We start from the raw sequence: 25,398 nt of genomic DNA, 5'->3' as shown, positions 1-25,398 counted from the left end.
CGGAAGGGACGAAACACATGTCATGGGACTTCTCCACCGATCCGGATTGGGCTGATCAACTGAAGTGGGTCGAGGAATTCGTCCGCTCGGAGTGCGAGCCGATCGACTACATCGTCTCCGAATCGCATGACCTCACCGACCCGGTACGCCAGGCGTTGATTCCGCCGCTGCAGCAGATCGTCAAAGACCGCGGCTTATGGGCCACTCACCTGGGCCCGCATCTCGGCGGCCCGGGCTACGGGCAGGTGAAATTGGCGCTGCTCAATGAGATCTTAGGCCGGTCCGAGTGCGCGCCAATCGTTTTCGGTTCGCAGGCGCCGGACTCGGGCAACAGTGAGATCCTCGCGCACTACGGCACGCCGGAGCTCAAGGAGCGTTATCTCGAGCCGCTCCTGGACAACCGCATCATCTCCTGCTTCTCGATGACCGAACCTCAGGGTGGCGCCGATCCCAAGATCTTCGAGACCACCGCTGTGCAAGACGGCGACCATTGGGTCATCAACGGCGAGAAGTGGTATTCGTCGTTCGCGTCCAAAGCGTCGTTCATCATCGTGATGGCGATGACCGACCCCGATGCCGCGCCGTACGACCGGTATTCGATGTTCGTGCTGCCCGGCGGCACCCCCGGGATCAACGTGCTGCGCGATGTCGGGCTGGGTTACCAGCCGCTCGGGGGCGGCGGCCGCGAGGGCTACGTGCGGTACGAGAACGTGCGTGTCCCCGCCGACCACATGCTTGGCCCGCGCGGTGGTGCGTTCGTGGTGGCGCAAACCCGGTTGGGTGGCGGTCGAATTCACCACGCGATGCGGACCGTCGGCCTGGTGCGGCGGATATTCGACATGATCTGCGAGCGGGAAGTGTCGCGCTACACGCAGGGCAGCGTGCTGGCGGACAAGCAGATGGTGCAGGAGATGGTCGCCGACTCCTGGATGGAGATCGAGGCGTTCCGGCTGCTGACTTTGCAGACCGCGTGGAAGATCGACCAGTACAACGACTACAAGGCGGTACGGGCCGATATCTCGGCCGTCAAGGCGATGATGCAGAAGGTGTTGCACGACGTCTCGGCGCGCGCACTGCAGATTCACGGTTCGCTGGGTACCAGCCACGAGATGCCGTTCGTGCAATACCTGACCGAGTCGTTCGTGCTGGGGCTCGCCGACGGGCCGACCGAGGTGCACAAGGTGACCTTGGCCCGGCTGCTGCTGAAGAACCGCGAACCGGCGCCGGATCTGTTTCCCTCCGAACACCTCTTGCGATTGCGAGCCGCCGCCGAAGAGAAGTTCGCCGACCGGCTGGCCGGCATTCCGCGCGGCTAGTCCTTTTCGGCGTCCTTGGCAAGCAGGCGTTCTGGGTGGTGGTAGGTGTTGGTGCCTGCGGTGAGTGGGAGTTGTGGTGGGGGGATCCATTCGGTGTTGCCGTTGGCGAGTTTTCGGGTTTTCCAGCCGTGGTCGAGGAGTCGGTGATCGGCCGGGCAGGCCAGGGTGAGGGTGTCGATGTTGGTCAGCCCGCCCTGGGCCCATTCGTCGACGTGGTGGACCTCGGTGAGATAGCCCGGTGCGTCACATCCCGGGCGGGTGCAACCGCGTTCCTTGCTGTGCAGCATGATCCGCTGATCAGCCGATGCCACCCGTTTGGTGCGGCCCAGCCATAACGCCTGCCCGCGCATCCCGTCGAACAGGGCCAGGTAGTGGTAGGCGTGGCTGGCCATCCGGATGACGTCGGGGATGGGTAGCAGGGTTCCGGTGGCGGTGACCGCGTGCCCGGTCTTGGCCTGCAGGTCCTGCAGGGTGGCCGAGACGATCACCGTGACGGGTAACCCGTTGTGCTGACCGAGTTTCGGATCCCCGAGCTGACCGCGCACCAGTGCGGTCAACGCGTCATGTTGGCGTTGGGCGTGGCTGCGCAGGTCGCGGTCGGCCACATCCTCGGATGGGGTGAGGGTGGGGGTCTGGTCGGCGGGGTTGCACACCCCGGGTGCGGCGAACTTGGTGAACCACCCATCGAGCAGCGCCCGCAACTCCGGCGTGGCGATCAGCCGGCCCACACTCATCCCGTCGACTTGTTGCCCACCGCACCAGACGAAGCCGCGTTTGCGGGCGCGGTCGTCATCGGAGAACGTCCCGTCCGGGTTGAGGTGCAGCGCCAACCGGTGGGCGATCTTGTCCAACTGATCGGGCCGCATCGTTTGGGCGTGCTCGGCCAGTGTGCGTTCGGCCCTCTCGACCTCCACCGTCGGGACATGATCGGGCAAGTCACGGAAGAATTTCTGGATCACCTTCAGATGCTCGCCATCCAACTGCCCGTCGTGCCAGGCCTTGGAGGTCTCGGGCAGCAGCGGCGGCAGCGGCTCACCGGTCAACGCCCGCCGCGGCGCCACCTGCTCGGCATCCCGCATGCGGCGTTTGGCCTCCCGCGGACTGATCCGCAACACATCGGCCAGGGTGATCGGTACCGGCGGGCAGCCCTCGACCTGCTCCAACCGCCCCACCACCGCGTGCGACACTGCGACCTGCCGGCGTCGCGCGGTCTCCAACCGCTGCAGAACCCTGAACCGATCCGGCGGTGACAACCCCTCGAGATCGACTGCGGCCAACGCCTCGACGACATCGTCGAGCGCCTCCAACACGCCGTCGATCAAACCCATACATCGAACATTAGTGCGAACCACCGACAAAAACCCGACGCCAAAGCCGACCTGTGGATGAAGTCAGAACTGTGGAAAACTCTGCCCTGCTTCGTCGTTCGTGCCTCAAGCCAGGTAATGGGCCGCTCGGTTGAGTAAGCCGGGCAGGGCCTCGGCCATCGCCTCCAACGAGGGGTCGGCTGTCATCCGGCGCCGGTTGTGTTTGACGATCAGCGACCAGGTGGCCGTCGACTTGAAACAGGCAAGCGCCTGGAACCACTCGAGGTCGGGTACGTGCCTTCCCACCGCATCCCGGTAATCGGCGACCAATTCGCGCACCGGCGGGGTCGTCCCGCGGTACGGGGTGGCTCGCCGATAGGTGTCCGGGTCGGAGTTGATCAGGAACCAGCCGACGTCGACACGCGGGTCGCCGACCGACCAGATCTCCCAGTCGATCACAGCGGTGATGCCCTGCTCGTCGGCCAGCAGGTTGCCCAATCGAAAGTCGCCGTGCACGATAGCCGGCGCGATCGGGGGCGGGGTCGCGACGTGCAATGCGTGCGCAACCTGTTGCCAACCGGGCGCGAGCGCCGGATCCACCGTTTCCAATGTGCGACACCATTTGTCGACCTCGGCAGCCGGGGCTATGACCGGTTCGCCGGTCAGGCCGAACTCGGCAGGTGACAGCCGGTGCAGCACACCCAGAGTGTGGGCGGCACGATGAAACCGCTCGGCGACCGCGGTCTCCGCACCGGCGTCGTCGGGGCCGAACAGCGGCTCCACCGACGTTCCGGGGGAGAACGACATCACGAACAGCGGTGGTATGTCCGGTGGTTCGCCCGCGTCGTCGAACAGGATCTCCGGCACCGGCACCGCCGTGCCCTGCAGGGCCTGGATGATTCTGGCCTGACGAAGAACATCACGGTGCGCGATGGGCGCGTGGCCGGGCGGGGCGACCTTCACCACGACACGACGATCGGCGAGGTCACCGGCGAAGGTCAGGCTCGAGGCCCCACCGGCCAACGGCCGCAGCCCGGAAATCCCCTGGGAGGCAAGGCGGTCCCGCAACTCGTCGAGGAGATCGCCGGTCAGCTCAGCGCGCCGATCTCGCGAAGAAATGTCTGGGTCTGCACGATGCGCCCGGTCACGGTCGACGGATCGCCGGTACACAGCTCCAACGCGGTCCTCGTGATCAGCTCGATGTCCTCGGTATCGGTCTTCGCGAGGTCCAGGCTGCCGGCCCCCGGAGTGGCGACAGGGTTGGTCGGCGCGGCGGCGTTCACGGCGATACCGTCGTCGTACAACTCGGCCGCAAGGCTTTTCGTCATCCGGTTCATCGCCGCCTTGACCGTGCCGTAGATCCCGAACCCGGCGGTGCGGTCGAACTCGGAGAACGGCGGTCCCGGGGGCAGATCGCCGCCAACCGAGGTGAGGTTGAGCACCCACCCGCGGCCGCGCTCCCGCATGGCCGGGATGGCGAGCTGCGTCAGGTGCAGCGGTGCAACGACGTGCATCTCCAGCATCAACCGGACCCGCCGCTCGGGGAATCCGTCCAGCGGGCGCAGGAAGGTGACCGCGGCGTTGTTGACGACGATGTCCGGGGCGCCGACCTGAGCAACGGTCTCGGCGAACAACCGCTCGCGGTCCGCGGAGTCGGACAGGTCCGCGGCGATGGTGACGGCGGTGCCGCCGGCGTCGACGATCTCCTGCTGGGTCTGTACCAGTGAGCCGTCGTACTTCGGATCGGGTTCGGCGGTGCGGGCGGTCAGCACCACGGTGGCGCCCTCGGCGGCCAGTCGCTGCGCTATCGCCTTGCCGAGGCCCCGGCTACTGCCGGTCACCAATGCGACCTTGCCTGTGCACCGTCCTGACACGTCGGCTCCTCTCACGACTATCCGAGAACCGGTTCTCCGAAAGCGAGAATCACGTTACCCTGCACCTCGGCGCGACGGACGCGAAAGGTCGAATCATGGTCGAGTGGCACCTGTACATCCCGCAAAGCCGAATGGGCATCGACGATTTGGTGCTGCGAGCCCAGACGGCCGAAGCAAGCGGTTTCGACGGGGTGGCCTTCCTCGATCATCTCGAGACGCCGATGGCACCGGCCAGCCCGATTTGGGAAGCGATGACGACGGCGACCTGGGTGGCCGCCCGAACCGAGCGCCTGCGGATCGGTCACCTGGTGCTCTGCGATCCCTTCCGTGCGCCCGCGGTGTTGGCCAAGCAGGCCGTCACACTTGCCGAGGCATCGGGCGGACGATTCGATTTGGGCCTGGGCTCCGGGTCCATGCCCGACGAGCTGGCCAAGTTCGGATTCGGCACCGCGACAGGAAAGCAGCGGGTAGCCGCTCTCGAGCAGACCCTCATCGCGCTGAAGGGGTACTGGGCCGGTGACGACGCCCAGCAGCCCCAACCGAGCAGGCCGATCCCGCTGCTGCTCGGCGGTCGCGGACCCCGGATGCTGGAGCTGGTACGCCAGTACGCCGACTGGTGGAACCTGCCCGCCACCTACGTCCAGGAGTTGCCGAAACTGTTGCCCGCCATCGGCGCGGCGCGCGCCTCAGTCCAGCAGATGGTCGGGTTCATCGGCCGCAACGCCGACGGCGACGAGGTGGCTGACAAGAGCCGCCGACGCTGGGGACATCTCGGTCCCGGTCTGGTCTGTGGCCGTGCCGACGAACTCATCGCGTACTTCGCCCGACTGCGTGACCAAGGGGCGCAACGGTTTTACATTTGGTTTGCCGATTTCGGTGCACCCGAGTCGATCGCCGAGTTCGGCGAAACGGTGATCGCGGCCTTCCCGAACTGAGCGTCCCTAGTCGCCCGCACCGGCCAGGACTTCGGGGCCGTACTTACCTGCGATGAAGTTCCACGGGTCGGCGTACCGGCCGCGGCCTTCCTGGCGGCGTTGCGCGGCCAGCACCAGTCGCATCACGGGCCTGATAACAGGTCCCGCCAGTCCCAGGACTGTCTTCAGTGCGCCGCTTTGCGATCCGGCCACCCAGGCTACGGTCTCGGGCCAGGGGTGTTCTTGAAAGTCCAGCAACGCTTGGGATTCCGTCGTGTCATACCACCCGGTGAAGCTCCAGCCCCGCTCGTCGTCGGGGTCGCCGGGAAGACTGGCACCGGCCCCGAGCCGGCCGAGTCCCATCGCGGACATCATGTCGTCTTCGACGTCGCGATGCGTGTGCAGGTGGGTTTCATCGCCGCCGATCAACAGTACCTTGCCGTCGATGGCCTTGGTGCGGTCGACCCCGTTGGCGAAGGCCAACGCGACGTCGCGGGCGTCGACGGTGTGCAACCGGTTGTCGCCGGGAGTTGCTCGCATCAGAACCAGGTAGTCACTGTTCATCGAGCCTGCGGCGTCGGGGGAGATGACACCGGCCAGACGCAACATCGCATGCGGCAGGCCGCTATCGGTGATCACCTTCTCGGCCAGCACCTTGTCCTCGCCGTACTGGTCGATGGGATTCACTGGTGTCGTCGGAGTGATCAGTTCGGGGTAGCGATAAGGGTTTCGGGACCCGTACACCGACGCACTGGATGCATAGATGATCGTCGGTGGTTCGGGCAGTGCGGCGGCGGCCCACACCAGGTTGGTGGTACCGCCGACATTGACCCGGCGAGCCAGTTTCGGATTGCGGTATGAGGCCGGTGCCAGCATCGCGGCCAGGTGGACGATCGCGGTAGGAGGGTGGTCACCAAGCATTTCGCTCACCGCATCGGCGTCGGTCAGGTCGGCGTACACCGGCAGGAATGCTCCGGGGTGTCGCCCGGCGGCCAGCCGGGCCGCGACCGTCCGGGACGTCTCGGTCGGCAGGTCGGTGGCGACGACGGTGTACCCGCGGTTCACGAGGATTTCGGTGCAACGCCAGCCGACTTGACCGAATGCCCCGGTGACCAGAACTGTGCGTTGTGACATCAGACCATGCCTCGCTTTCGTGCCAGCCGCGCCGCGGAATCACGCAGGCGTGGCGAAATCCGAATGGAGAATAGGGGATTGAATACGTCCTCGCGCAGCCTGGTCAGGGTGGAAGTCTTGATCCGCCACTGTCCGCCGGACTTCTCGTAGGTCTCGTGATAGTGGCCGTACCCCGCGAGGTTGACGCCGGGGGCAAGGCGCACAACGTCGTTCAGCGCCCAGATTCCTGTGGCGGTGGACGGCGAGGTCAGCTCGATCTCCGGAGCGTGAACCTGATGCACGGTGGGTTGAGAGGGCTTGCCCAGAGTCTTCTTGATGAACTCGACCATGTTGTCGGCGCCGGTGATGAGCACACCGCCGGATGGGGTGGTGTCACTGACGAAGTCGTCGGTGAAGACGTCCCGCCAGCCAGCCCAGTCTTTGGTGTCGAGCAGGCGGCAATATCGGGCTTTGAGCTTCTTGATCTCTTCGATATCCATTGCCGCGTCGGTCACCGGCACAGGCTAGCGAACAGCGGCTGCGCCGGCGAGGAACTCACGCGGCAACGCCCGATGTGATAGATCGCGCCGTAAACTCTCGCGAATGGCAAAGGCGTCGTCGGATGCGCAGCGGCGGGGCGGACGGCCGACGCAGGCCGAGGCCGCGGCTCTGCACCTTCGGATCCGGGAAGCGGCGGTGCGGACGTTTCTCGAGAACGGCTACGACGCGACGACGATGGTCGCGATCGCCGAGGCCGCCGGAATCGCCAAACCGACGCTGTACGCTCGCTACCCCGACAAGCGCGCGGTGTTCCTCGACGTCATCCCGTGGGCGTTCAGCCGGGCGGTGCCGGTCGACACTGGCGATGCCGCCGACGAGCAGGATTTGCGTGCCGCCTTGGTAGCCATCGGCGAAGGTGCGCTGCGTCAAGCACTCGATCCGGACATCGTGCAGCTGCATCGAATCGCGCGCAACGAAGCACACCGCTTTCCCGAATTCGCGCTCAGCGCTGACTCTCTCGGCTGGGCGCGCCGCCAGCGGCAGGTGATGGATCTCCTTGCGCGCCATGCCGAGTCCGGTGCCATCGAGGTCGACGACATCGAGCTCGCGGCAGAGCATTTCCTGGCCATGGTCGAGGTGTTGCCCGCCCGGTTGGCCGATTTCGGCCTCTACCGCAGCCAGAAGGAAGAGCGCCGGCGTCTGCTGCACGCGGTCGATCTGTTCCTGCGCGGAGTCCTGCCCCGGTAACTATACGCCGGTGTATAGTTACCGGCCATGAGCCTGTCGGTTGTCGATATCGCACCGGCTATCGCCTCCGAAGTCCGGGCCACCAAGGCGGACTTGCTCAGCGGTGTGCATGCCGACAGTCTTCGTGACCTCCTCGAACGCCGTGGTGTGCTGGTGTTTCCGCAGATCGGTTTCAGCGACGCCGAACAGGTCGAATTCACCGAGACGCTGGGCACATTCGCGCCGGAACGCACTGGAGAGCAGGTCTACTCCGTCACCCTGGACACCAGCATCAACGAGCTGGCCGACTATCTGAAAGGCTCGCTGTACTGGCACATCGACGGGACGATGAACAGCGTGCCGATCCGCGCCTCGCTTCTGTCGAGCAAGGTCGTGTGCCCGGACGGCTCCGGCGACACCGAATTCGCCAATACCTACGCGGCCTACGACGCGCTGGAGGAAGCCGACAAGCACACGCTCGAATCGCTGCGGGTGATGCACTCGGCGTGGAACACGCTGTTCTACTACGAGCCCGAACCCAGCTACCCGACGCTGCGGGCGATGATGGCGATCGGCGACCGCGAACTTCCGCTGGTGTGGAATCACCGCTCTGGGCGCAAATCCCTGGTGCTGGGGTGCACGGCGCGCCACGTGGTGGACATGGACTTCCGCAAGAGCGTCGAACTGCTTGTCCGGTTACGGGATTGGGCCACCCGACCTGAGTTCGTCTACCGCCACCACTGGACGGTCGGCGACCTGGTCATCTGGGACAACACCGGAACCATGCACCGCGCCACGCCCTACGATCCGCAGTCCGGCAGGTTGTTGCACCGCACCAAGCTGGAAGGCGAGGAGCCGTTCGCCTGATGGACGTCCAGCCGGCCGCATTTCTGCGCACCACCCTTCCGTTGGATCTGTCCTGCCTCACCGACCTGGACAGTGGTCGGTACCACTCGATCTGGTTACCCGACCACATGGTCAGTTTCTGGCCGGATTCGTTGTGGACACCGGAATTCACCGACCTGGCCACCGTGTCACCGTCGCCGCACCGACATCTCGACGGCATGGCGGTCGCTGCCGCCGCGGCAGTGCTCACCACCACTGTGCCACTGGTCACCAGCGTGGTCGACACGGTCCGGCGCCATCCCGCACTACTTGCCCAGAGCGCCCTTACTATCGACCACCTGTCGCGCGGTCGGTTCATCTTGGGGCTCGGCAGTGGCGAGAACGAGAACATCGTGCCGTACGGCTTCGACTTCGCCAAGCCAGTGAGTCGCCTCGAGGAGGCGCTGAAAGTCATTCGGCTGCTGTGGGATAGCCCCGGTCCGGTCGACTTCCACGGCCAGTTCTACCGGCTGGAGCAGGCCCGCCTCGACACCGAGCCTTACGCGGGACGCGTGCCGCCGATCTGGATCGGTGCCAGCGGCCCGCGCATGCTCGAGATCGTCGGCCGGTACGCCGACGGTTGGTGGCCGGCCGGCGCATGGACCCCTGATCACTATGCGGAGATGTTGCGCGCGGTGCGCCAGTCCGCCGACCGAGCGGGCCGGGACCCGATGGCGATCACCCCGTGTTTCGTGCAGGTGTGCCTGATCGGTGAGGACGACGCCGCCATCGAGCGGATCGTCCGGGCGCCGCTGGTGGCCAGCTTTCTGCTGCAGGTATCGGCACCGGTGTTGCGCCGCTTCGGATTCGACCATCCGATGGGGGAGGACTGGGCCGGCTTTCACGACATCAATCCGGCCACCCTCACCCGGGAGCGCATCATCGATTTCCTTGCCCGTGTCGATCCCGAGGCAATCCTCGCTTTGGTCCCGCACGGTACCCCGAAACAGGTCGCACGGACCATCAAGTCGTATGTCGACGCCGGACTTCGGGTTCCCAAGATCCTGGACTACAGCACGATGGCAGGTCTGGAATTCAGCGCGGCATCGGCGGCCAACGTACGTCGGACCGAAGATGAGCTGCTGATCCTGTGTGGAGGACGGCCATGACCGATCGACTGGATGCCGCCGATCTGCTCACCCGCGCGCGGGCCGAGACCGGCTGCGACGACTTCGGCGATCCGAGCCTGCCGGAGCGGTTCACCCTGGCCGTCGATCACCTCAACGGTGTCGGCTTGGACGCCAACGGAATTGCCGAGGCCGAGCGTGTCTGCCACTGGCTGTTGACGTCGCGACTGGAACTGATCGCGGACCGGAGCCGTTATCCGATCGCCGACGAGGTGATCGACCGGCCGATGTTCGTCACAGGCGAGCCACGCTCGGGCACCACATTGATGCACGCCCTGATGTCGGTGGACCCGCACGGCCGTGCGCTTCGCTTCTGGGAAGTGATGTACCCATCGCCGCCGCCGGGCCTCGCCGCAGCGGACGATCCGCGCCGGGACAAGGCCGATGCCGACTGGCGTGAGATCAACACCACGATGCCCAAATGGCTGCACAGCCATCCGTACAACGACATGCTCGGTGACGGACTTCCGGAAGACGAACGCACCTGGGCGTACGACTTCCGGGTGATGACACCGACCGCATGGTGGCGGGTGCCGATGCCGACGCTGGTCGGCGGACTCCCGACGGATCCGGCCGCGCAGTACCGGCTGCACAAGGCGATGTTGCAACAGTGCCAATACCACCGGCCACGCAAATACTGGGTGCTGAAGGGTTTCCACGGCTTCCGTCTGGAGGCATTCTTCGACACCTACCCGGACGCGAATCTGCTCTGGCTGCACCGTGATCCGGTACAGGTCGCCGCATCGCGCACCATGATGATGGCCGACATCCTCGAGGGCATCATCGGGCCCGTCGATCTCCAGGCCGCCGCAAAGATGCATCTCGAACTGACCCGGGCCAGCATCAGGAACACGATGAGCGCGCCACTGGTCGACGATCCGCGCATCATGCACATCCCGTACCTCGATTTCATCGCAGACCCGATCGCGACCGTACGGACCTACTACGCCTTCTGCGGTCGTGATCTCAGCGGCGGGGCTGAGTCGGCCATGCGCACCTACCTGGCCGAGAACCGTGGCGACCGCTATGGCAAATTCCGCTACTCCACATCGCTGCTGACCGACATCGGGGAGAACCTGGACGATCTACACGCCGAGTTCGCACCGTTCCGGGAGCGCTTCGGAGTTCCGATCGAAAAGCGGGACTGAGCCCGGGATGCACGAGCAGCTATCCGTCCATGACGTCACCTTCCTGGGGTCGAGTCCGGCTGAACTGCAACGCCATTGGACGCAACTCGGTGTGCGGTGTCTTAGTGTCATCGACACCGAGCTGCTTGACCCCGACTTCCAGCGAGTCGTCGGATCTGGTGACTATCTGGTGCAGGCGGTCTGCCACGTCTTCGGTTCCGGCCTAGTCCCGATTGACCGGCGGACGGCCGGCGCCGCCCGCAGCGCACTATCTCGGCTGATCGACGTCGCCGCATCCGTCGATGCCCGCTGCATCTACCTGCTTACCGGCGGCCGTGGCGAGCTCAGCTGGTCGGAGGCCGCCGAGGCCTTCGGCACCGCGATCGAGCCGTGCCTGCACGAGGCCGCACAGGCCGGCATCAGCCTGGCCATCGAGAATGCCAACGCCGTGTACGCCGACATCCACATGGCGCACAGTCTGCGCGACACCATCACGCTTGCCGAATCGGCCGGACTCGACATCTGTATCGATCTGTTCCACTGCTGGGCCGAGGCCGACCTTGCGGGATTGCTGCGCAGGGCGCTTCCCCGGACGCGGTTGATCCAGCTGAGTGACTATGTGCTGGGCGACCGCGCGCTGCCTGCCCGGGCGGTACCGGGTGATGGCGCGATCCCGATCGAATCGTTTGTGGCCCAGGCGCTGGCCGAGGGCTATCGGTTCGGCTTCGACCTCGAGCTGCTGGGGCCGAGAATCGACGCAGAAGGACGGCTGCCGGCGGCGCAGCGGGCGTGTGATGCGGTCCGCGGGATGCTCGACCGGCTCGGCGGCTGAGGAGAGGGGGAGTCCGGTGGCGTTTGGCGATGGTCCGGAGGACAAGGCGCTCGATGATGCGTGGAGCGAGTTCTGCGATCGACTGAAGGCCGCCGGCCGGCAGTCGTTCAAGGACTTCAACGCCACCTCAGGGGCTCAGCGGACCGACGCGTTCCGTTTCCTCACCCAGAACCTGGGGCAGGCCTTCGACCTTGCGCTGGAAACCCGGGATTCGCGGTACCCGAGCATCCACGCCTTCTGCGGTCCGACCCGCAAACTCGGCGGCGATTGCGCGGATTTCACCTATCAGCAGGCGTGGATTGACGGTGAGTCGATCTATCGAGTCACCGGAACACGAGGTACCGCGCGATTTTTCAACGTCACCGTACAGGGCGCGCGCCCGGCCGGCCCGCACGTCCTGCACGAGCCGTTCGGCGATGTGCCGGAGGCCAATGTGTTCGGCCACCAACTGCATGTCGAACCGGACGGCACGTTCGAGCTGTACATCGGCGGGCCCGAGCGTGGCCTGAACTGGTTACCGACCACACCTGCCACCCGGAAGCTGTTCATTCGACAGGGTTTTGACAGCTGGGATGAGCGACCCGGTGTGCTGCGTATTGAGCGCGTCGACATGGCCGCACCCAGGCCGGTCCCGACTGCGACCGCAATGGTCGACGCGATGGGATGGGCCGGCGATTTCGTCACAGGCCTGATGACCAGCTGGCCCGAATTTCCATTCACCTACGGCGGAGTCGACAACGAGCACCCGAATCGGTTTCCGGAAACGGAAGCCACCGAGGCCGACGCCAAGCGCGGCCGCGTCGCTGCGAACATGTACTGGGAACTGGGCCCCGACGAGGCGCTGATCGTCGAGTTCGACGCGCACGAGGGTCTCTGGATGATCACCAATATGGGCACATTTTTCACCAGCATGGACTTCCTCTACCGTCCCGTCAGCTACACCCCGAGCCGCGCGTCTGTGGACGACGACGGCAAGATCCGGCTGGTTCTCGCCCACGACGACCCCGGCGTGCAGAACTGGGTCGACACCCAGGGGTTCGAGCGCGGCAACCTCACCTACCGTCACATGCTCGGGGGAGAGCCCGCCGTCCTGTCCACTCGCGTGGTCGCCCGCACCGAACTCGGCGATGCGCTGCCGCCGGAGACCAAGCGCATCAACGCTTATGAGCGCACCGCGCAGATGTGGGAACGGTTCACCGCAGTGCGCGCCAGGTTCCCGCTCTGATGCCGGCGCTACTTCCCGCGGTTCATCACCCGGTCGGCAGCTTCCCAGTGCTCGTCGGACACCCACAGTTCGGCGAACGCGTCGATGGCTTCGGCCGGGGTGACGCCGCCGATCACCTTCTTGATACGACCGGCCGGCCGGTCGGCCAACGACCTTGCCAGCGTTCGCCATTCGTCGTCGAACGAATCTCGCGGAACCACCCTATCGATCAGGCCCCACCGCTGCGCCTCAGCGGCAGTGAGTACCGTGCCGGACCCGGCGAGCAGCAAGGCTTTGCCGTTGCCGACGAGTGCCGCCAGCCGCTCGGCGCCGCCCCAGGCCGGCATGATCGCCAACGAAACCTGGTTGAAGCCGATCTTGATGTCGTCGGCGGCGATCCGGATGTCGGCGGCGACGGCGACTTCGGCTCCGCCGCCGAGGGCATGCCCGTTGAGTGCGGCGATGACGGGGGCGGGGAAACCGGCGATGCGGTCGCAGATCGCGCGCATGCGGGCAGCCATCGCGGCGGCCTCGTCGGTGGTGCGCAGCGCGCTCAGTTCCTTGAGGTCACCGCCGGACACGAATGCCCGGTCGCCGCCGCCGCGAATGACCAAGGCCAGCGCGCCTGCCGCCGCGTCGAGCGCCTCCTCGAGTTCACCCATGGTCGACAGTGCGATCGCGTTACGGGCGTGCGGACGGTCGATCGTGAGGACTGCAAGGCCGTCGCTCGTCTCCAGATCGACCATGTTTGCGTTCTCCAATTCCGGTATTGGCATTCTCGATGACGGAGAATAGCATCGCCAAGCGGAGGTGCTGCAGTTGAGGAATATCCCGGTTGAGCTGAGCAAACGCTACATCGAGGAAGGCTGGTGGACGCCGGATACTCTCGGTGAGCTGCTGGCCAAGGGTCTGGCGGCCAACCCCGACACCGGGTTCTGGGTGCACTCCGCGGTACGGCCGTTCAGTGGGACCTTCCGCGACGTGGAGATCCTTGCGCGCCGGCTGGCGGCCGGGTTGCGGTCCCGCGGGGTCGGCCCCGGTGACGTCATCGCCTTCCAGCTGCCCAACTGGGTCGAGGCCGCGGTGACGTATTGGGCGACGTCGTTCCTGGGGGCTGTCGTCGTGCCGATCGTGCACTTCTACGGTCGCAAGGAATTGACCCACATCATCGGCACGGCACGGCCCAAGGTCTTCATCACCACCGAGCACTTCGGACACATGACGTATCAGCCAGATCTGTGTGCCGAGATCCCGATCGTGGGCCTGGTGGGCGACAACTTCGATGACCTGCTGGCCGACGAACCGATGGACGGCGAGCTGCACACCGATCCGGCAGGCCCGGCGCTGATCGCGTTCACCTCCGGAACAACCCGCGATCCCAAGGGCGTGATCCACAGCCATCAAACGCTGGGGTTCGAGACTCGGCAGCTGCTGGAGAACTATGCGCCCGACCGCGGCAGACAGATCACCGCGACGCCCGTCGGCCACTTCATCGGTATGGTCGGTGCCTTCCTGATTCCGGTGCTCGAAGGCGCGCCCATCGACCTGACCGACGTCTGGGATCCCGGCCGGGTGCTGGAACTGATGGAGTCCGAAGGCATGTCGATCGGCGGCGGCCCGCCGTACTTCGTCACAAGCCTGCTCGATCACCCCGATTTCACCGACGCGCACATGAGCCGGATCAAACACGTCGGCCTCGGTGGCTCGACGGTGCCGATCGCGGTGACCCGTCGGCTCGCCGATCTGGGTGTGCACGTCTTCCGCTCCTACGGCAGCACCGAGCACCCGTCGATCACCGGGTCACGGCCGAGCGCGCCGGAGGACAAGCGGCTGTTCACCGACGGTGACGCCCGGCCCGGCGTGGAGGTCCGTCTGACCGACGAAGGCGAGATCCTCTCTCGCGGACCGGATCTGTGCCTCGGGTACACCGATGACATGGTGACTGCCAAGGCTTTTGACGCTGAGGGCTGGTATCACACCGGAGACATCGGCGTCCTCGACGAGGACGGCTACCTGACGATCACCGACCGCAAAGCGGACGTGATCATCCGCGGTGGCGAGAACATCAGCGCGCTTGAGGTCGAGGAGCTGCTGCTGAGCATGCCGGCGGTCGCCGAAGCGGTGGTGGTCTCTGCGCCGGACGCCCGTCTCGGCGAGCACACCGCTGCCGTGCTGCGCGTCCGGGAGGGCCACCGGATGCCGACGCTGCAGGAGGTTCGCGCGCACTTCGACAGCTGCGGTGCGGCACGGCAGAAGTGGCCCGAAGAATTACACGAGGTGGCAGGGGACTACCCCCGCACAGCCAGCGGTAAGGTGCAGAAGTATCTGGTGCGCAAGCACATTGCCGAGCGTTGACATCGCACTGGGAGCGAACTTTTCGCCGAAGGCTCGCTCTCAGCACGCTCTCAACGCCACGCCTCATGGACTCGTCGCAGGATGTCGTACTTTCGGTGACCTGCCAGCACTCTGACGCGCCGCCAGCCGACCTGTGTGATGTATTCCGATCGGATCACGTCGCCGCCGTAGATGTCGCGATCGAGGCGGTGTTGCTCGCCGTCGTATTCGACCGCGACCATGACATCGGGCCAGCCCATGTCGAGAAAGTAGTGCGAATACCCGTCGGCTCGGAGCACTGGAATCTGAGTTTCTGGCCGCGGAAATCCGGCGTCCATCAGCAGCAGTCGCAACCAGGTTTCACGCGGCGACTGCGCGCCGGCGTCGACAAGCTCCAGCAGCTGAGGCACGCGACGCAGACCTTTGACGTGGGGATGACACTCGGCCACCGCGAGAACATCACCGACTCGGAAGGCGGTGGCCGCGGCCAGCGCGTCGAGCCGCTGGACAGCCTTGGCCGTGGGCCCGTGTCGCGCGAGGTCGAACGCGGTCCGCTCGATGCTGGTGACGGCCACACCGTGCCGCGACGTGATTTCCGCGTCGAACAACGTGTCTCGGCAGATCTGAACGCCCGCTGGAGATTTGCGACCGGGCCAGTTCACTTCGATGACGGCGTTGTGGTCCACCCACTTTGCGCCATGCAGTGCTGACGCGGCCGCACCCGAGATGACACCTTGGCGTCCGGACCACAACCACGTGGCAATGGTCCTGTCGCGGAGCGAAGGCGCACACTTCGCGGTGTAGACGTCAGGCAGCACGCGTTGGTAATGCGCCCGCAGCTCGTACTTCGTAACCCTGCCCGCCGCCAACGCCTCGCTGCCGATGAACACCTGCGCCATGGGTTGCAGGGTGTCAAAGGGCGCACAGGGACGTGTTCACCCATCCACAGGGCGTTGAGAGCGCACTCAGAGAGAAGAATTCGCGAAATCGTCGCGCTCAATGCGCTCTCAACGAGAAGCCGCCGCCAGGCCCGCGGCGCTCTCAACGAGAAGCCGCCGCCAGGCCCGCGCGGTAGCCGAACACCATCGCCGGCCCCAGGGTTCCGCCGGCCCCGCCGTAGGCGCGACCGGTCACGCCCGCCATCGCGTTGCCCGCGGCGAACAGCCCGGGGATCGGTACACCGCTGACGTGCAGCACCCGGCCGTCGCTGTCGGTGCGCGGGCCGCCCTTGGTGCCCATGGCGCCGATGCCCACCGGTACCGCGTAGTACGGTGGCGTGTCCAATGGGCCCAGGGTCTGCAGCGCCGGGGTGGACGCCGAATTGTCACCCCAGTATCCGTCGTACGCGCTTGCGCCACGGTCGAATTCGGGGTCTACCTCTGCGGCGACGTTGTCGTTCCACACGGACAGGGTCGCGCTCAGGCCGTCGGCGTCGATGCCGGCCTTCTCCTCCAGCTCGGCAAGCGTCGCTGCCTTGTTGAACCAGTCGGGCGCCTCACCGCCGGGCTCGACACCCAGGAAGCCGTAGCGCTTCAGATGCTGATCGTCGAAGACGATCCATGCCGGATCGTTGACGTATCCCAGGCGCGGATCGAGCTGATGGAACGGTCCGGACATCGAGTTGTATTCGCCGGCCTCGTTGAGGAAACGCTTTCCGAACCGGTTGACGATGATGCTGCGCGGCCGGGTGCGTTCGAGGCGCACGCTGCGGCTGCGCGGCCTGCCACCCAACGTGTCGCCGGGAATCTGAATGACGGGCACCCACCAGGCTTCGCCCATGTTCGCCAGGTCGGCGCCGTGCGCCATGGCCATCCGCAAGCCGTCGCCGGTGTTGTTCGGCGGTGACACCGGTCCACGCAACGGCCCGCGCAGGTAGGCCTCGACCAGTCGTTGATCCCATTCGAATCCGCCGGTGCCGAGGATGACGGCTTTCTTGGCACGGACTCGAATTTCGTGATCGTCCAGAGCAATCCGCACTCCGGCGATCGCCGACGCCGACCCGATCAGCTCCAGCGCGCGGGCCTCGGTGACCGGGGTGACGCCGAGATCCAGCAGGCCCTTGAGCAAGCCCGCGATCAACGCGGTACCGGCAACGCAGTAGTCGCCGTCCATATCGTCGACGGCGGCGTGGATGCGTGCCCGAGTCTCGGCGTCGATGCCGACATTGCTGAAGTCGATGGGGAACGACGTGATGCGCGACGCCCAGTCGTCCAGCGTGGCGAGGTCAAATGGCCTGGCGTTCAACGATCGTCCGCCGCCCGGCTGGCCACCCGGGAGTTCGGGCTTGTAGTCGGGGAAGCCCTCGGCGACCTCGAACTGCAGCGCGCTGTTGCTCTCGACGAAGTCGAGCATTGCCGGGCCGGTGCGGACGAACGTCTCGACCAGTTCGCGGTCCATGACGCCCAGCGATTGGGCCTCAAGGTATTTCAGCGCATCCTCGACGGTCAGCTCACCACCGGCCGCCCGGTCGTGCGCTGGAATCCAGACGATGCCGCCGGAGACCGCGGTCGTCCCCCCGACGGTCGGCGCCTTCTCGAACACCGCCACCGATGCGCCACTGGCCGCTGCGGTCAGCGCAGCGGTCAGGCCGGCCGCGCCGGTGCCGAGCACCACGACGTCGACTTCGCGGTCCCACGCAGGTGGGCCAGACTGGCCGGAGTCCCAGGTGGTGTCCGCCATCGCTTCACTCCTATTGCCGCACAGTGCTATTGGTGTGTGCATTTACCGAACGCACGTGTTCGTTGTTGTCACGCTAACGACGCCGATCGCACAGTGTCAAGCGCTCCATCCGGCATAACCCCAGTTCAGCGGGGTGCTTAACTCAAAACCACCGAAAGTCGCTGTGCCGCCGCGATCGCCGACTCCCGCCCGTGCAGCACCACATCTTCGCGGTGTGAGATCAGGTTGATACACGTGTGCGGCGAGCCTGTCGGCCGGTGTACCGGAACCGCGAGACCGTAGGTGTTGGGCTCGACCTCCCCGTAGGTGATGATCCAGCCCTGTTCGCGCGCGCGGGTGACCAACGGACGTTCGCCCGGCCGCACCGGCATGCTGGCCAGCAGTGCGATACCGGCCGCGCCGCGGTCGAGGGGATAGCGGCTGCCCTCGTGGAAGGACAGCTGATAGGAGACCCGGGTTGGCACGATGACGGCGATCGCGACCTGCTGATCACCCTCGGCGACCAATAACGACACCGTGGTGTCGAGCTCGTCGGCGAGGTTCCGCAGCGTCGGCATCGACAGTTCGCGGATGTTGTTGTCGAACGAGGCACCCAGAGCGGCGAGCCCGGCCGCGGCGCGGAACCGTCCGTCCTCGGCTTTGGCCACCATCCGGTACGAGGCCAACGTGCTCAGCAGTCGGTAGGCGATGGTCCGATGCACGCCGATGTGGTCGGCGACCTGTTGGATGGTCAACCCGCCTTTCGCTGCCGCGACCAGCTGCAATGCGTGCAATCCACGGGCCAGGGTCTGTGACCCCGGCGCAGCGCTGATCGGGCTTTCGGTGGGTGTCTGCGTCATATCGTCCCCGTGCGTGAGGTGCGAATCCGGGCTCGAGTCACCCCGGATTGCCTTGACAGACGGCACTCCGAGAGTGATGCTCTTAAACTATCGCACACCGTAGTTCAATAATTACACATACCGCTTACAAAAAGCGAGAATCCCATTATCACCGAGGATAGGGGCAGCCGGGTGCCGGAGTTCGAGAGCGTCTGGAGTGATCTGCAGGGCGTTGCGTTCTCGCAGGGCTACCTGGATGCCGGCGGAGTGCGCACCCGCTACCTGCACGCCGGCGACCCGAGTAAGCCGACGCTGGTGCTGCTCCATGGCTCGGGTGGCCACGCCGAGGCGTACGTCCGCAACCTCGAGGCGCACGCCGAACACTTCTCGACCTGGTCGATCGACATGCTGGGGCACGGCTACACCGACAAGCCCGGGCACCTGCTGGAGATCCCGCACTACGTCGAGCATCTCGCTGCCGTCCTCGACACCATCGGGGCGCAGACGGCACACATCTCCGGTGAATCGCTGGGCGGCTGGGTCGCGTCGCGGTTCGCCGTCGACCACCCCGACCGGCTCGAGCGGTTGGTGCTGAACACCGCCGGCGGTTCGCAGGCCGACCCCGAGGTGATGAAGCGGATCATCACGCTGTCGATGGCCGCTGCGGAGAACCCGAGCTGGGATACCGTGCAGGCCAGGATCAAGTGGCTGATGGCAGACAAGTCCAAGGACTACGACGACATCGTCGCCAGCCGCCAGCGGGTGTACCGGCAACCCGGGTTCGTCAACGCGATGCGCGACATCATGGCGTTGCAGGATCCAGAGATCCGGCAGCGAAACCTGATGAGCCCCAGCGACTACGGCGCAATCGCCGCGCCGACGCTGGTGCTGTGGACCAGCGACGACCCGACCGCCGACACGACGGAGGGCCGCCGGATCTCGGAGATGATCCCGGGTGCGCGCTTCGAGGTCATGCAAGGCTGCGGGCACTGGCCGCAGTACGAGGATCCCAAGACGTTCAACCGCCTGCACATCGACTTCCTGGTGGGCCGGTGAGTATGGAGTTCGACGTCGTCGTGGTGGGTGCCGGGCCGGTTGGGTTGACCCTTGCCAATATCCTTGGCCTGCAGGGGGTTCGCACATTGGTGGTCGATGAGCGAGATGCGCTCATCGACTATCCGCGCGGGGTGGGCCTCGACGACGAAGCCCTGCGGACCTTTCAGGCGATCGGCCTGGCGGACGCCGTACTGCCGCACACCGTGCCCAACCAGATCTTGCGGTTCTACGACGGCAAGCGGAGATTGCTCGCCGAGATGGCACCGCCCGACGCGCGGTTCGGCTGGCCCAAGCGCAACGGTTTCGTCCAGCCGCTGGTCGATGCCGAGCTCTACAAAGGCCTCGGCCGGTTCGGCAACGTCGAGGTGGCATGGGGTCATCCGATGACCTCGATCACCGAGACCGCCGACGGAGTCGTCGTCGAGCTGTCGCCCGCCGATTCCCACCCCCGAACGGTCAGCGCCCGCTACGTCGTCGGCTGCGATGGCGGCCGTAGCGCCACCCGCCGTCTGATGGGGGTGTCCTTCGACGGCACGACGTCGTCGACCCGCTGGCTGGTGGTCGACATCGCCAACGATCCACTCGGACATCCCAACAGCGAGGTCGGCGCCGACCCGGTCCGGCCCTACGTCTCGATCGCCATCGCCCACGGCATCCGGCGCTTCGAGTTCCTCATCCACGGCCACGAGACCGACGAACAGGCCGAGGACCCCGCGTTCGTCGCGCAGATGCTGTCCCGGCTGGTGCCCTACCCGGACAAGTGCGACATCATCCGCCGCCGCCTGTACACCCACCACTCCCGAATCGCGAGCTCATTCCGCAAGGGACGCATCCTGATTGCCGGGGACGCCGCCCACCTCATGCCGGTGTGGCAGGGCCAGGGCTACAACAGCGGCATCCGCGATGCCGCCAACCTCGGCTGGAAGCTGGCAGCCGTGGTCAAGGGACAGGCCCGCGATGCGCTACTGGACAGCTACGACGTCGAGCGCCGTAAGCACGCTCGCGCGATGATCGACCTCTCGACCACAGTGGGCAAGGTCATCTCGCCGACCAACTCGCGCGTGGCCGCCGCCCGGGACGCGGTGATTCGCGCCGCATCCCTGGTGCCCACGCTGAAGCGGTATGTACTGGAGATGCGGTTCAAGCCGATGCCCCGCTACGAGCAGGGTGCGGTGGTGCACGCCGAGCCGCGGTCACCGTCGTCGGCGGTGGGCACCCTGTTCATCCAGCCCCGGGTGGACACCCGGGACAACCAGAACGTCCTGCTCGACGACGTCATCGGCCCGTGGTTCGCCTTTGTCTGCTGGAGCAACAACCCCCGACAACTGCTGGGGGAGAAGGACTTCGCGGCGTGGAAGTCGCTGGGTGCGGTTTTCGTCGCGCTGCGTCCGATCACCCAGTTGCACTGGACCGGACACGACGACCCCGACGTCATCGTCGTCGGGGACCGTACCGGCGCACTCAAGGCATGGTTCGACGCACACGAAGAGTCGGTGATGTTCCTGCGGCCGGACCGCTGCATCGCCGGCGCCTGCATCGCCCAACGCACACCGGAACTGAGCACGGCCCTGCTCGACACACTCACCTTGACCCCGGGAGGAGGCACCGATGCCACTGGCGCTCTGCTGTATGTCACACAGCCCGCTGCTGAACCTTCCCGGCCCGTCGGCGGAACTACTTGACGACATCAACGGACGGCTGGCCGAAACCCGGTCATTCGTAGCGGAATTCGACCCCGAGCTCGTGGTGATCTTCTCACCGGACCACTACAACGGGTTCTTCTACCGGTTGATGCCGCCGTTCTGCATCGGCACAGCGGCCGCCGGCGTCGGCGATTACGGCACGCACGCCGGACCGTTGAATGTGCCGGCCGCACTCGCCAACGAGATGGCGGCAGCGGTGTGGGACGCCGGTGTCGACGTCTCCTTGTCGGCGGCCATGGACGTCGATCACGGCACGGTCCAGCCGCTCGAAGTGCTGTTCGGTTCCGAAAATCTGCCCGCCGCCGCGCCGCCCGTCATCCCGGTGTTCATCAACTCGGTGGCCACTCCGTTGGGGCCGCTCAAGCGCACCCGGGCGCTGGGCAGCGCGATCGGTGAATTCCTTGGCACCCTGGACAAACGAGTGCTTGTCGTCGGATCCGGTGGGCTGTCCCATGACCCACCGGTGCCGACGCTGGCGACTGCGCCACCCGCGGCGCTCGAGCGCATCGTCGGCGGGGCGCCGATGTCCCCGGATGGGCGAACGGCACGGCAGGAGGCCGTGATCGCCGCTGCCTACCAGTTCGCCCGCGGCGAGAGTGCACTGCAGCCGCTGAACCCGGACTGGGACCTTGCCCTGCTCGACCTCATCGACACCAACCGGCTGGCCGAGGTGGACGGCTGGACCAACGACTGGATCGCCCGCGAAGCCGGCAACTCCGCGCACGAGATCCGAACCTGGGTGGCGGCATTCGCCGCGTTGGCGTCCCAGGGTGACTATCAGACGCAGCAGCGCTACTACCGCGCTGCTCCCGAGTTGATCGCGGGATTCGCGATCCGGACGGCGGTAACCGCATGAGCGACAACCACTTCGATCATTCAGTCGACGTCCTCGTCATCGGCTCCGGCGCAGGCGGTATGACCGCGGCGCTACGCGCTGACGCCTTGGGGCTCGACACCTTGATCGTGGAGAAGTCGCCCAAGTTCGGCGGATCCTCCGCACTGTCCGGCGGCGGCATCTGGGTGCCTGGTGCACCGTCACAGCGCAAAGCCGGCTACTGCCCGGATCCCGACGGGGTGTTCACCTACCTCAAGACCATCACCGGGGGTCTGGTCAGTGACGAACGGCTGCGCACCTACGTCGACACCGCCCCGGCAATGATGGAATTCCTCGAAAACTCCAGTGAGTGGTTCGAATTCGTCTGGAAGCCGGGATATGCCGACTATTATCCCGAGCTGCCTGGCGGTTCGGAACGGGGCAGCACCATCAACGTGCCCGAGATCGATCTGCGCAAGCTCGGCGACGAGGAGGCGAACCTTCTCGCGCCACTCGCTCTGGCGCCGAAGGGAATCTGGTTCGCTCCCAAGGATCTGCGGCTGTTCTATCAGGTCCGGCAGAACTGGCGCGGCAAGGCCGTGCTGCTGAAACTGATCTGGCGGATGTTCCGGGCGCGGGTATTCTGCGACCGGATGGCGGCCATCGGGCAGTCCCTGATGGCGCGGATGCGCCTGGCGCTCAGAGAAAAGGACATCCCGCTGTGGCTGTCGTCGCCGATGACCGAACTGATCATCGATGTGGATGACAACGTGGTCGGCGCCGTCATCGAGCGGGCCGGCAAGCCCGTGCGCATTGCCGCTCGGCGCGGCGTGGTGGTGGCCTCCGGCGGGTTCGATCACGATATGGCCTGGCGCCGTGAGCATCTGCCGGTGCTGGAAAAGGACTGGAGCTTCGGCAATCCGGCGGCCACCGGCGACGGTATCCGGGCGGGGGAGAAGGTCGGGGCCGCCACCGATCTGCTCGACGAAGCGTGGTGGTTCCCGGCTATGTGCTGGCCGGACGGCCGTCTGCAGTTCATGCTCAACGAGCGGATGATGCCCGCGCAGTTCGTGGTCAATGGCGCCGGGAAGCGGTTCATCAACGAGGCCGCGCCATATATGGACTTCGCACACGCGATGATCGAAGGGCAGCAAGCGGGCACCCAGCACATCCCGTGCTGGCTGATCACCGACATCGCGTCGTTCCACCGGTACGTGGTCGGTGGGCACCTGCCGATTCCGAAGGTGCCGTTCGCGCCGGTACCCACCGGCCGTAAGATCCCGCAGGCCTGGCTGGACTCCGGAATCGTCAAGACAGCGAATACATTCGGTGAGCTGGCGGCCAAGATCGGCGTGCCGCCCGGTGAATTGCAGCGCACCGCGGACCGGTTCAACGAGCTCGCGCGCCGCGGACACGACGACGACTTCAATCGCGGAGACAGCGCCTACGACAACTATTACGGCGATCCCACGCTGTCCAACCCCAACCTGGCCCCGCTGGGCGCGCCGCCGTATCTGGCGTTCCAGATCATCCTCGGCGACCTCGGCACCTCGGGTGGCCTACTCACCGACGAGCACGCCAGGGTCCTCCGCGAGGACGGCACCGTCATCGGTGGTCTCTACGCCACCGGGAACGCCTCGGCCGCCGTGATGGGCCGCAGCTACGCCGGCGCCGGCGCCACCATCGGACCCGCTATGACGTTCGGATACGTCGCAGCAGAACACATCTCCCACAATTCCAATCGAGAGGTAACCGCATGAAGATCTCGCTGTTCTACGAGTTTCCGCTGCCGCGGCCGTGGTCGGAGGACGACGAGCACCAGCTGTTTCAGCATGGCCTCGACGAGGTGGAGCTCGCGGACAAAGCCGGGTTCTCCACCGTGTGGCTCACCGAGCACCACTTCCTGGAGGAGTACTGCCACTCCACCGCCCCGGAGATGTTCCTGGCGGCAGCCAGCCAGCGCACCAAGAACATTCGGCTCGGTTTCGGCGTGATGCACCTGCCGCCGCCGATCAACCATCCCGCCCGCATCGCCGAGCGGGTCGCCACCCTGGACCACTTGTCGAACGGCCGGGTCGAGTTCGGCACCGGCGAAGGCTCGTCGGTCGCCGAGCTCGGCGGCTTCGACATCGACCCCGCCGACAAACGGACCATGTGGGAAGAAGCGCTCGAGGTGTCGATCCGGTGTATGACCGAGGCGCCGTTCACCGGTTTCAAGGGCGAGCACGTCCAGATGCCGGCCCGCAACGTCGTCCCGAAGCCGCTGCAGAGCCCGCACCCGCCGGTGTGGGTGGCTTGCACCCGCCCGTCGTCGGTCCAGATGGCCGCCCAGAAAGCCATCGGCGCACTGAGTTTCGCCTACACCGGTCCGGAGGCTCTCAAGGAGCGGGTGGACGGCTACTACAAGGAGTTCGAGGAGCAGGGCACGCCCGTCACCCCGGCGATCAACCCGAACCTGCTCGCGATCGGCGGTGACCTGTCGATGATGGTGGCCAAGACCGACGAGGAGGCCCTCAAGCGGATCGGGATCGGCGGCGGCTTCTTCTCGTTCGGCATCATGCACTACTACATCAACGGCATGCACATCCCCGGTCGCACCGGGGTGTGGGAGCTGTACGAGAACGCCGTCAAGGACGATCCGACACTGGCATACGGCCCGGGCCGCGGGGCGATCGGTTCTCCCGATACGGTGCGCGAATTCTTGCGTGGTTACGAGGCCAGCGGTGTCGACGAGATCATCCTGCTGCTCAACCCGCGCAGCCACGAGGGCACGATGGAATCCATCGAGATCATGGGCAAGGAGATCTTGCCGGAATTCATCGAACGCGACGAGAAAGCCGTCAAGGACAAGGCCAAGCGCCTGGCGCCGGTGATCGACAAGGTCGAGGCCCGCCGCCAGCCGTCGGAGGCTCCGTTGTTCGACGAGACCTACGCCTTCGGCGGTCTGCCCACCGGCCGGGGTGGAAAGTTCACCGCCGGTGAGATTCCCGAGGCGATGGCCGAGATCAACGAAGGCCGCGTGAAGGCCGCACAGTTGGAGAAAGAGAAGCGGGAAGCCAAGTAGCCCC

Annotated in this window: 23 protein-coding genes; 14 read left to right on the top strand and 9 right to left on the bottom strand. The window is 66.0% G+C overall.

Annotation, left to right across the window (positions count from 1 at the left end; all coding sequences use genetic code 11):
* Positions 1-17 precede the first annotated feature (17 nt).
* Entirely contained in the window at positions 18-1,316 is a 1,299-nt protein-coding gene (locus G6N32_RS18935; RefSeq protein WP_115320899.1) for an acyl-CoA dehydrogenase family protein, read from the top strand.
* On the opposite strand, the gene G6N32_RS18930 is transcribed toward G6N32_RS18935, so the two are convergent.
* From G6N32_RS18930 to G6N32_RS18920, 3 genes are all read right to left on the bottom strand, one after another.
* Complete coding sequence (locus G6N32_RS18930; RefSeq protein WP_115320898.1) at positions 1,313-2,644, bottom strand: HNH endonuclease signature motif containing protein; 1,332 nt, start codon at positions 2,642-2,644, stop codon at positions 1,313-1,315. The genes G6N32_RS18935 and G6N32_RS18930 overlap by 4 nt on opposite strands.
* 105 nt (positions 2,645-2,749) lie before the next feature.
* Complete coding sequence (locus G6N32_RS18925; RefSeq protein WP_232077176.1) at positions 2,750-3,691, bottom strand: phosphotransferase family protein; 942 nt, start codon at positions 3,689-3,691, stop codon at positions 2,750-2,752.
* Between the two features lie 20 nt (positions 3,692-3,711).
* A complete protein-coding gene (locus tag G6N32_RS18920) occupies positions 3,712-4,497 on the bottom strand; it encodes an SDR family NAD(P)-dependent oxidoreductase (protein WP_115320897.1) in 786 nt (261 codons plus the stop codon).
* A 95-nt stretch (positions 4,498-4,592) separates the two neighbouring features.
* On the opposite strand from G6N32_RS18920, the gene G6N32_RS18915 reads away from it, so the two are divergent.
* Positions 4,593-5,432, top strand: coding sequence for an LLM class flavin-dependent oxidoreductase (locus tag G6N32_RS18915; protein WP_115320896.1), 840 nt, complete (start codon positions 4,593-4,595; stop codon positions 5,430-5,432).
* Between the two features lie 6 nt (positions 5,433-5,438).
* On the opposite strand, the gene G6N32_RS18910 is transcribed toward G6N32_RS18915, so the two are convergent.
* Together G6N32_RS18910 and G6N32_RS18905 are read right to left on the bottom strand one after the other, a co-directional pair.
* Positions 5,439-6,545: an NAD-dependent epimerase/dehydratase family protein gene (locus G6N32_RS18910; protein WP_115320895.1), complete on the bottom strand. Its 1,107-nt coding sequence runs from the start codon at positions 6,543-6,545 to the stop codon at positions 5,439-5,441.
* Positions 6,545-7,024 carry a nuclear transport factor 2 family protein gene (locus tag G6N32_RS18905; protein WP_115321414.1) on the bottom strand — a complete coding sequence of 160 codons (480 nt, stop codon included), beginning with the start codon at positions 7,022-7,024 and terminating at the stop codon, positions 6,545-6,547. The genes G6N32_RS18910 and G6N32_RS18905 overlap by 1 nt, the downstream gene beginning before the upstream one ends.
* A 103-nt stretch (positions 7,025-7,127) precedes the next feature.
* Between G6N32_RS18905 and G6N32_RS18900 the strand changes: the two genes are divergently transcribed.
* The 6 genes from G6N32_RS18900 to G6N32_RS18875 are packed head-to-tail and all read left to right on the top strand — an operon-like array spanning position 7,128 to position 12,947.
* Complete coding sequence (locus G6N32_RS18900) at positions 7,128-7,772, top strand: TetR/AcrR family transcriptional regulator (RefSeq protein WP_115320894.1); 645 nt, start codon at positions 7,128-7,130, stop codon at positions 7,770-7,772.
* A gap of 27 nt (positions 7,773-7,799) precedes the next feature.
* The gene (locus G6N32_RS18895) at positions 7,800-8,618 is read left to right on the top strand and encodes a TauD/TfdA dioxygenase family protein (protein WP_115320893.1); all 819 of its coding nucleotides are present in this window, start codon (positions 7,800-7,802) and stop codon (positions 8,616-8,618) included.
* Positions 8,618-9,745, top strand: coding sequence for an LLM class flavin-dependent oxidoreductase (locus G6N32_RS18890; RefSeq protein WP_115320892.1), 1,128 nt, complete (start codon positions 8,618-8,620; stop codon positions 9,743-9,745). The genes G6N32_RS18895 and G6N32_RS18890 overlap by 1 nt, the downstream gene beginning before the upstream one ends.
* Positions 9,742-10,911, top strand: coding sequence for a sulfotransferase family protein (locus G6N32_RS18885; protein WP_115320891.1), 1,170 nt, complete (start codon positions 9,742-9,744; stop codon positions 10,909-10,911). The genes G6N32_RS18890 and G6N32_RS18885 overlap by 4 nt, the downstream gene beginning before the upstream one ends.
* Positions 10,912-10,918: 7 nt before the next feature.
* Positions 10,919-11,722, top strand: a complete 804-nt coding sequence (locus G6N32_RS18880) for a sugar phosphate isomerase/epimerase family protein (RefSeq protein WP_115320890.1) — start codon at positions 10,919-10,921, stop codon at positions 11,720-11,722.
* A 16-nt stretch (positions 11,723-11,738) separates the two neighbouring features.
* Positions 11,739-12,947, top strand: a complete 1,209-nt coding sequence (locus G6N32_RS18875) for a DUF1214 domain-containing protein (protein ID WP_115321412.1) — start codon at positions 11,739-11,741, stop codon at positions 12,945-12,947.
* 8 nt (positions 12,948-12,955) lie between these two features.
* Here the strand turns inward: G6N32_RS18875 and G6N32_RS18870 are convergent, their stop codons facing one another.
* On the bottom strand, positions 12,956-13,672 hold the full coding sequence (locus tag G6N32_RS18870; protein ID WP_115320889.1) for an enoyl-CoA hydratase/isomerase family protein: 717 nt from the start codon (positions 13,670-13,672) through the stop codon (positions 12,956-12,958).
* Between the two features lie 73 nt (positions 13,673-13,745).
* Between G6N32_RS18870 and G6N32_RS18865 the strand changes: the two genes are divergently transcribed.
* A complete protein-coding gene (locus G6N32_RS18865) occupies positions 13,746-15,281 on the top strand; it encodes an AMP-binding protein (RefSeq protein ID WP_115321410.1) in 1,536 nt (511 codons plus the stop codon).
* Between the two features lie 50 nt (positions 15,282-15,331).
* On the opposite strand, the gene G6N32_RS18860 is transcribed toward G6N32_RS18865, so the two are convergent.
* The 3 genes from G6N32_RS18860 to G6N32_RS18850 all read right to left on the bottom strand — a co-directional run bounded on the left by G6N32_RS18860 (position 15,332) and on the right by G6N32_RS18850 (position 18,778).
* Complete coding sequence (locus G6N32_RS18860) at positions 15,332-16,159, bottom strand: hypothetical protein (RefSeq protein WP_115320888.1); 828 nt, start codon at positions 16,157-16,159, stop codon at positions 15,332-15,334.
* Positions 16,160-16,301: 142 nt separating this feature from the next.
* Positions 16,302-17,939, bottom strand: a complete 1,638-nt coding sequence (locus G6N32_RS18855; protein ID WP_115320887.1) for an FAD-dependent oxidoreductase — start codon at positions 17,937-17,939, stop codon at positions 16,302-16,304.
* 137 nt (positions 17,940-18,076) lie between these two features.
* Entirely contained in the window at positions 18,077-18,778 is a 702-nt protein-coding gene (locus tag G6N32_RS18850; RefSeq protein ID WP_115320886.1) for an IclR family transcriptional regulator, read from the bottom strand.
* A gap of 171 nt (positions 18,779-18,949) precedes the next feature.
* On the opposite strand from G6N32_RS18850, the gene G6N32_RS18845 reads away from it, so the two are divergent.
* The 5 genes from G6N32_RS18845 to G6N32_RS18825 are packed head-to-tail and all read left to right on the top strand — an operon-like array spanning position 18,950 to position 25,394.
* Positions 18,950-19,813, top strand: a complete 864-nt coding sequence (locus G6N32_RS18845) for an alpha/beta fold hydrolase (RefSeq protein WP_115320885.1) — start codon at positions 18,950-18,952, stop codon at positions 19,811-19,813.
* Positions 19,814-19,815: 2 nt separating this feature from the next.
* Entirely contained in the window at positions 19,816-21,495 is a 1,680-nt protein-coding gene (locus G6N32_RS18840; protein ID WP_115320884.1) for a bifunctional 3-(3-hydroxy-phenyl)propionate/3-hydroxycinnamic acid hydroxylase, read from the top strand.
* Positions 21,443-22,372 (top strand): 3-carboxyethylcatechol 2,3-dioxygenase, encoded by a 930-nt coding sequence (locus G6N32_RS18835; RefSeq protein ID WP_232077174.1) that lies wholly within the window; start codon positions 21,443-21,445, stop codon positions 22,370-22,372. Before G6N32_RS18840 ends, G6N32_RS18835 begins: the two co-directional genes overlap by 53 nt.
* Entirely contained in the window at positions 22,369-24,090 is a 1,722-nt protein-coding gene (locus G6N32_RS18830; protein WP_115320882.1) for an FAD-binding protein, read from the top strand. Before G6N32_RS18835 ends, G6N32_RS18830 begins: the two co-directional genes overlap by 4 nt.
* Positions 24,087-25,394: an LLM class flavin-dependent oxidoreductase gene (locus tag G6N32_RS18825; RefSeq protein ID WP_115320881.1), complete on the top strand. Its 1,308-nt coding sequence runs from the start codon at positions 24,087-24,089 to the stop codon at positions 25,392-25,394. The genes G6N32_RS18830 and G6N32_RS18825 overlap by 4 nt, the downstream gene beginning before the upstream one ends.
* Positions 25,395-25,398 lie beyond the last annotated feature (4 nt).

The organism is Mycolicibacterium aichiense (genome assembly GCF_010726245.1).
Lineage (GTDB): Bacteria > Actinomycetota > Actinomycetes > Mycobacteriales > Mycobacteriaceae > Mycobacterium > Mycobacterium aichiense.
This window is presented reverse-complemented; position numbering and strand designations above follow the sequence as displayed.

Coding starts and splice junctions, on each gene's coding strand:
- G6N32_RS18885 (WP_115320891.1), top strand. CDS start 9,742: ATGACCGATCGACTGGATGCCGCCGATCTGCTCACCCGCGCGCGGGCC.
- G6N32_RS18870 (WP_115320889.1), bottom strand. CDS start 13,672: ATGGTCGATCTGGAGACGAGCGACGGCCTTGCAGTCCTCACGATCGAC.
- G6N32_RS18830 (WP_115320882.1), top strand. CDS start 22,369: ATGAGCGACAACCACTTCGATCATTCAGTCGACGTCCTCGTCATCGGC.
- G6N32_RS18850 (WP_115320886.1), bottom strand. CDS start 18,778: ATGACGCAGACACCCACCGAAAGCCCGATCAGCGCTGCGCCGGGGTCA.
- G6N32_RS18915 (WP_115320896.1), top strand. CDS start 4,593: ATGGTCGAGTGGCACCTGTACATCCCGCAAAGCCGAATGGGCATCGAC.
- G6N32_RS18905 (WP_115321414.1), bottom strand. CDS start 7,024: ATGGATATCGAAGAGATCAAGAAGCTCAAAGCCCGATATTGCCGCCTG.
- G6N32_RS18910 (WP_115320895.1), bottom strand. CDS start 6,545: ATGTCACAACGCACAGTTCTGGTCACCGGGGCATTCGGTCAAGTCGGC.
- G6N32_RS18895 (WP_115320893.1), top strand. CDS start 7,800: ATGAGCCTGTCGGTTGTCGATATCGCACCGGCTATCGCCTCCGAAGTC.
- G6N32_RS18890 (WP_115320892.1), top strand. CDS start 8,618: ATGGACGTCCAGCCGGCCGCATTTCTGCGCACCACCCTTCCGTTGGAT.
- G6N32_RS18860 (WP_115320888.1), bottom strand. CDS start 16,159: ATGGCGCAGGTGTTCATCGGCAGCGAGGCGTTGGCGGCGGGCAGGGTT.
- G6N32_RS18835 (WP_232077174.1), top strand. CDS start 21,443: ATGTCACACAGCCCGCTGCTGAACCTTCCCGGCCCGTCGGCGGAACTA.
- G6N32_RS18935 (WP_115320899.1), top strand. CDS start 18: ATGTCATGGGACTTCTCCACCGATCCGGATTGGGCTGATCAACTGAAG.
- G6N32_RS18880 (WP_115320890.1), top strand. CDS start 10,919: ATGCACGAGCAGCTATCCGTCCATGACGTCACCTTCCTGGGGTCGAGT.
- G6N32_RS18825 (WP_115320881.1), top strand. CDS start 24,087: ATGAAGATCTCGCTGTTCTACGAGTTTCCGCTGCCGCGGCCGTGGTCG.
- G6N32_RS18855 (WP_115320887.1), bottom strand. CDS start 17,939: ATGGCGGACACCACCTGGGACTCCGGCCAGTCTGGCCCACCTGCGTGG.
- G6N32_RS18840 (WP_115320884.1), top strand. CDS start 19,816: ATGGAGTTCGACGTCGTCGTGGTGGGTGCCGGGCCGGTTGGGTTGACC.
- G6N32_RS18930 (WP_115320898.1), bottom strand. CDS start 2,644: ATGGGTTTGATCGACGGCGTGTTGGAGGCGCTCGACGATGTCGTCGAG.
- G6N32_RS18900 (WP_115320894.1), top strand. CDS start 7,128: ATGGCAAAGGCGTCGTCGGATGCGCAGCGGCGGGGCGGACGGCCGACG.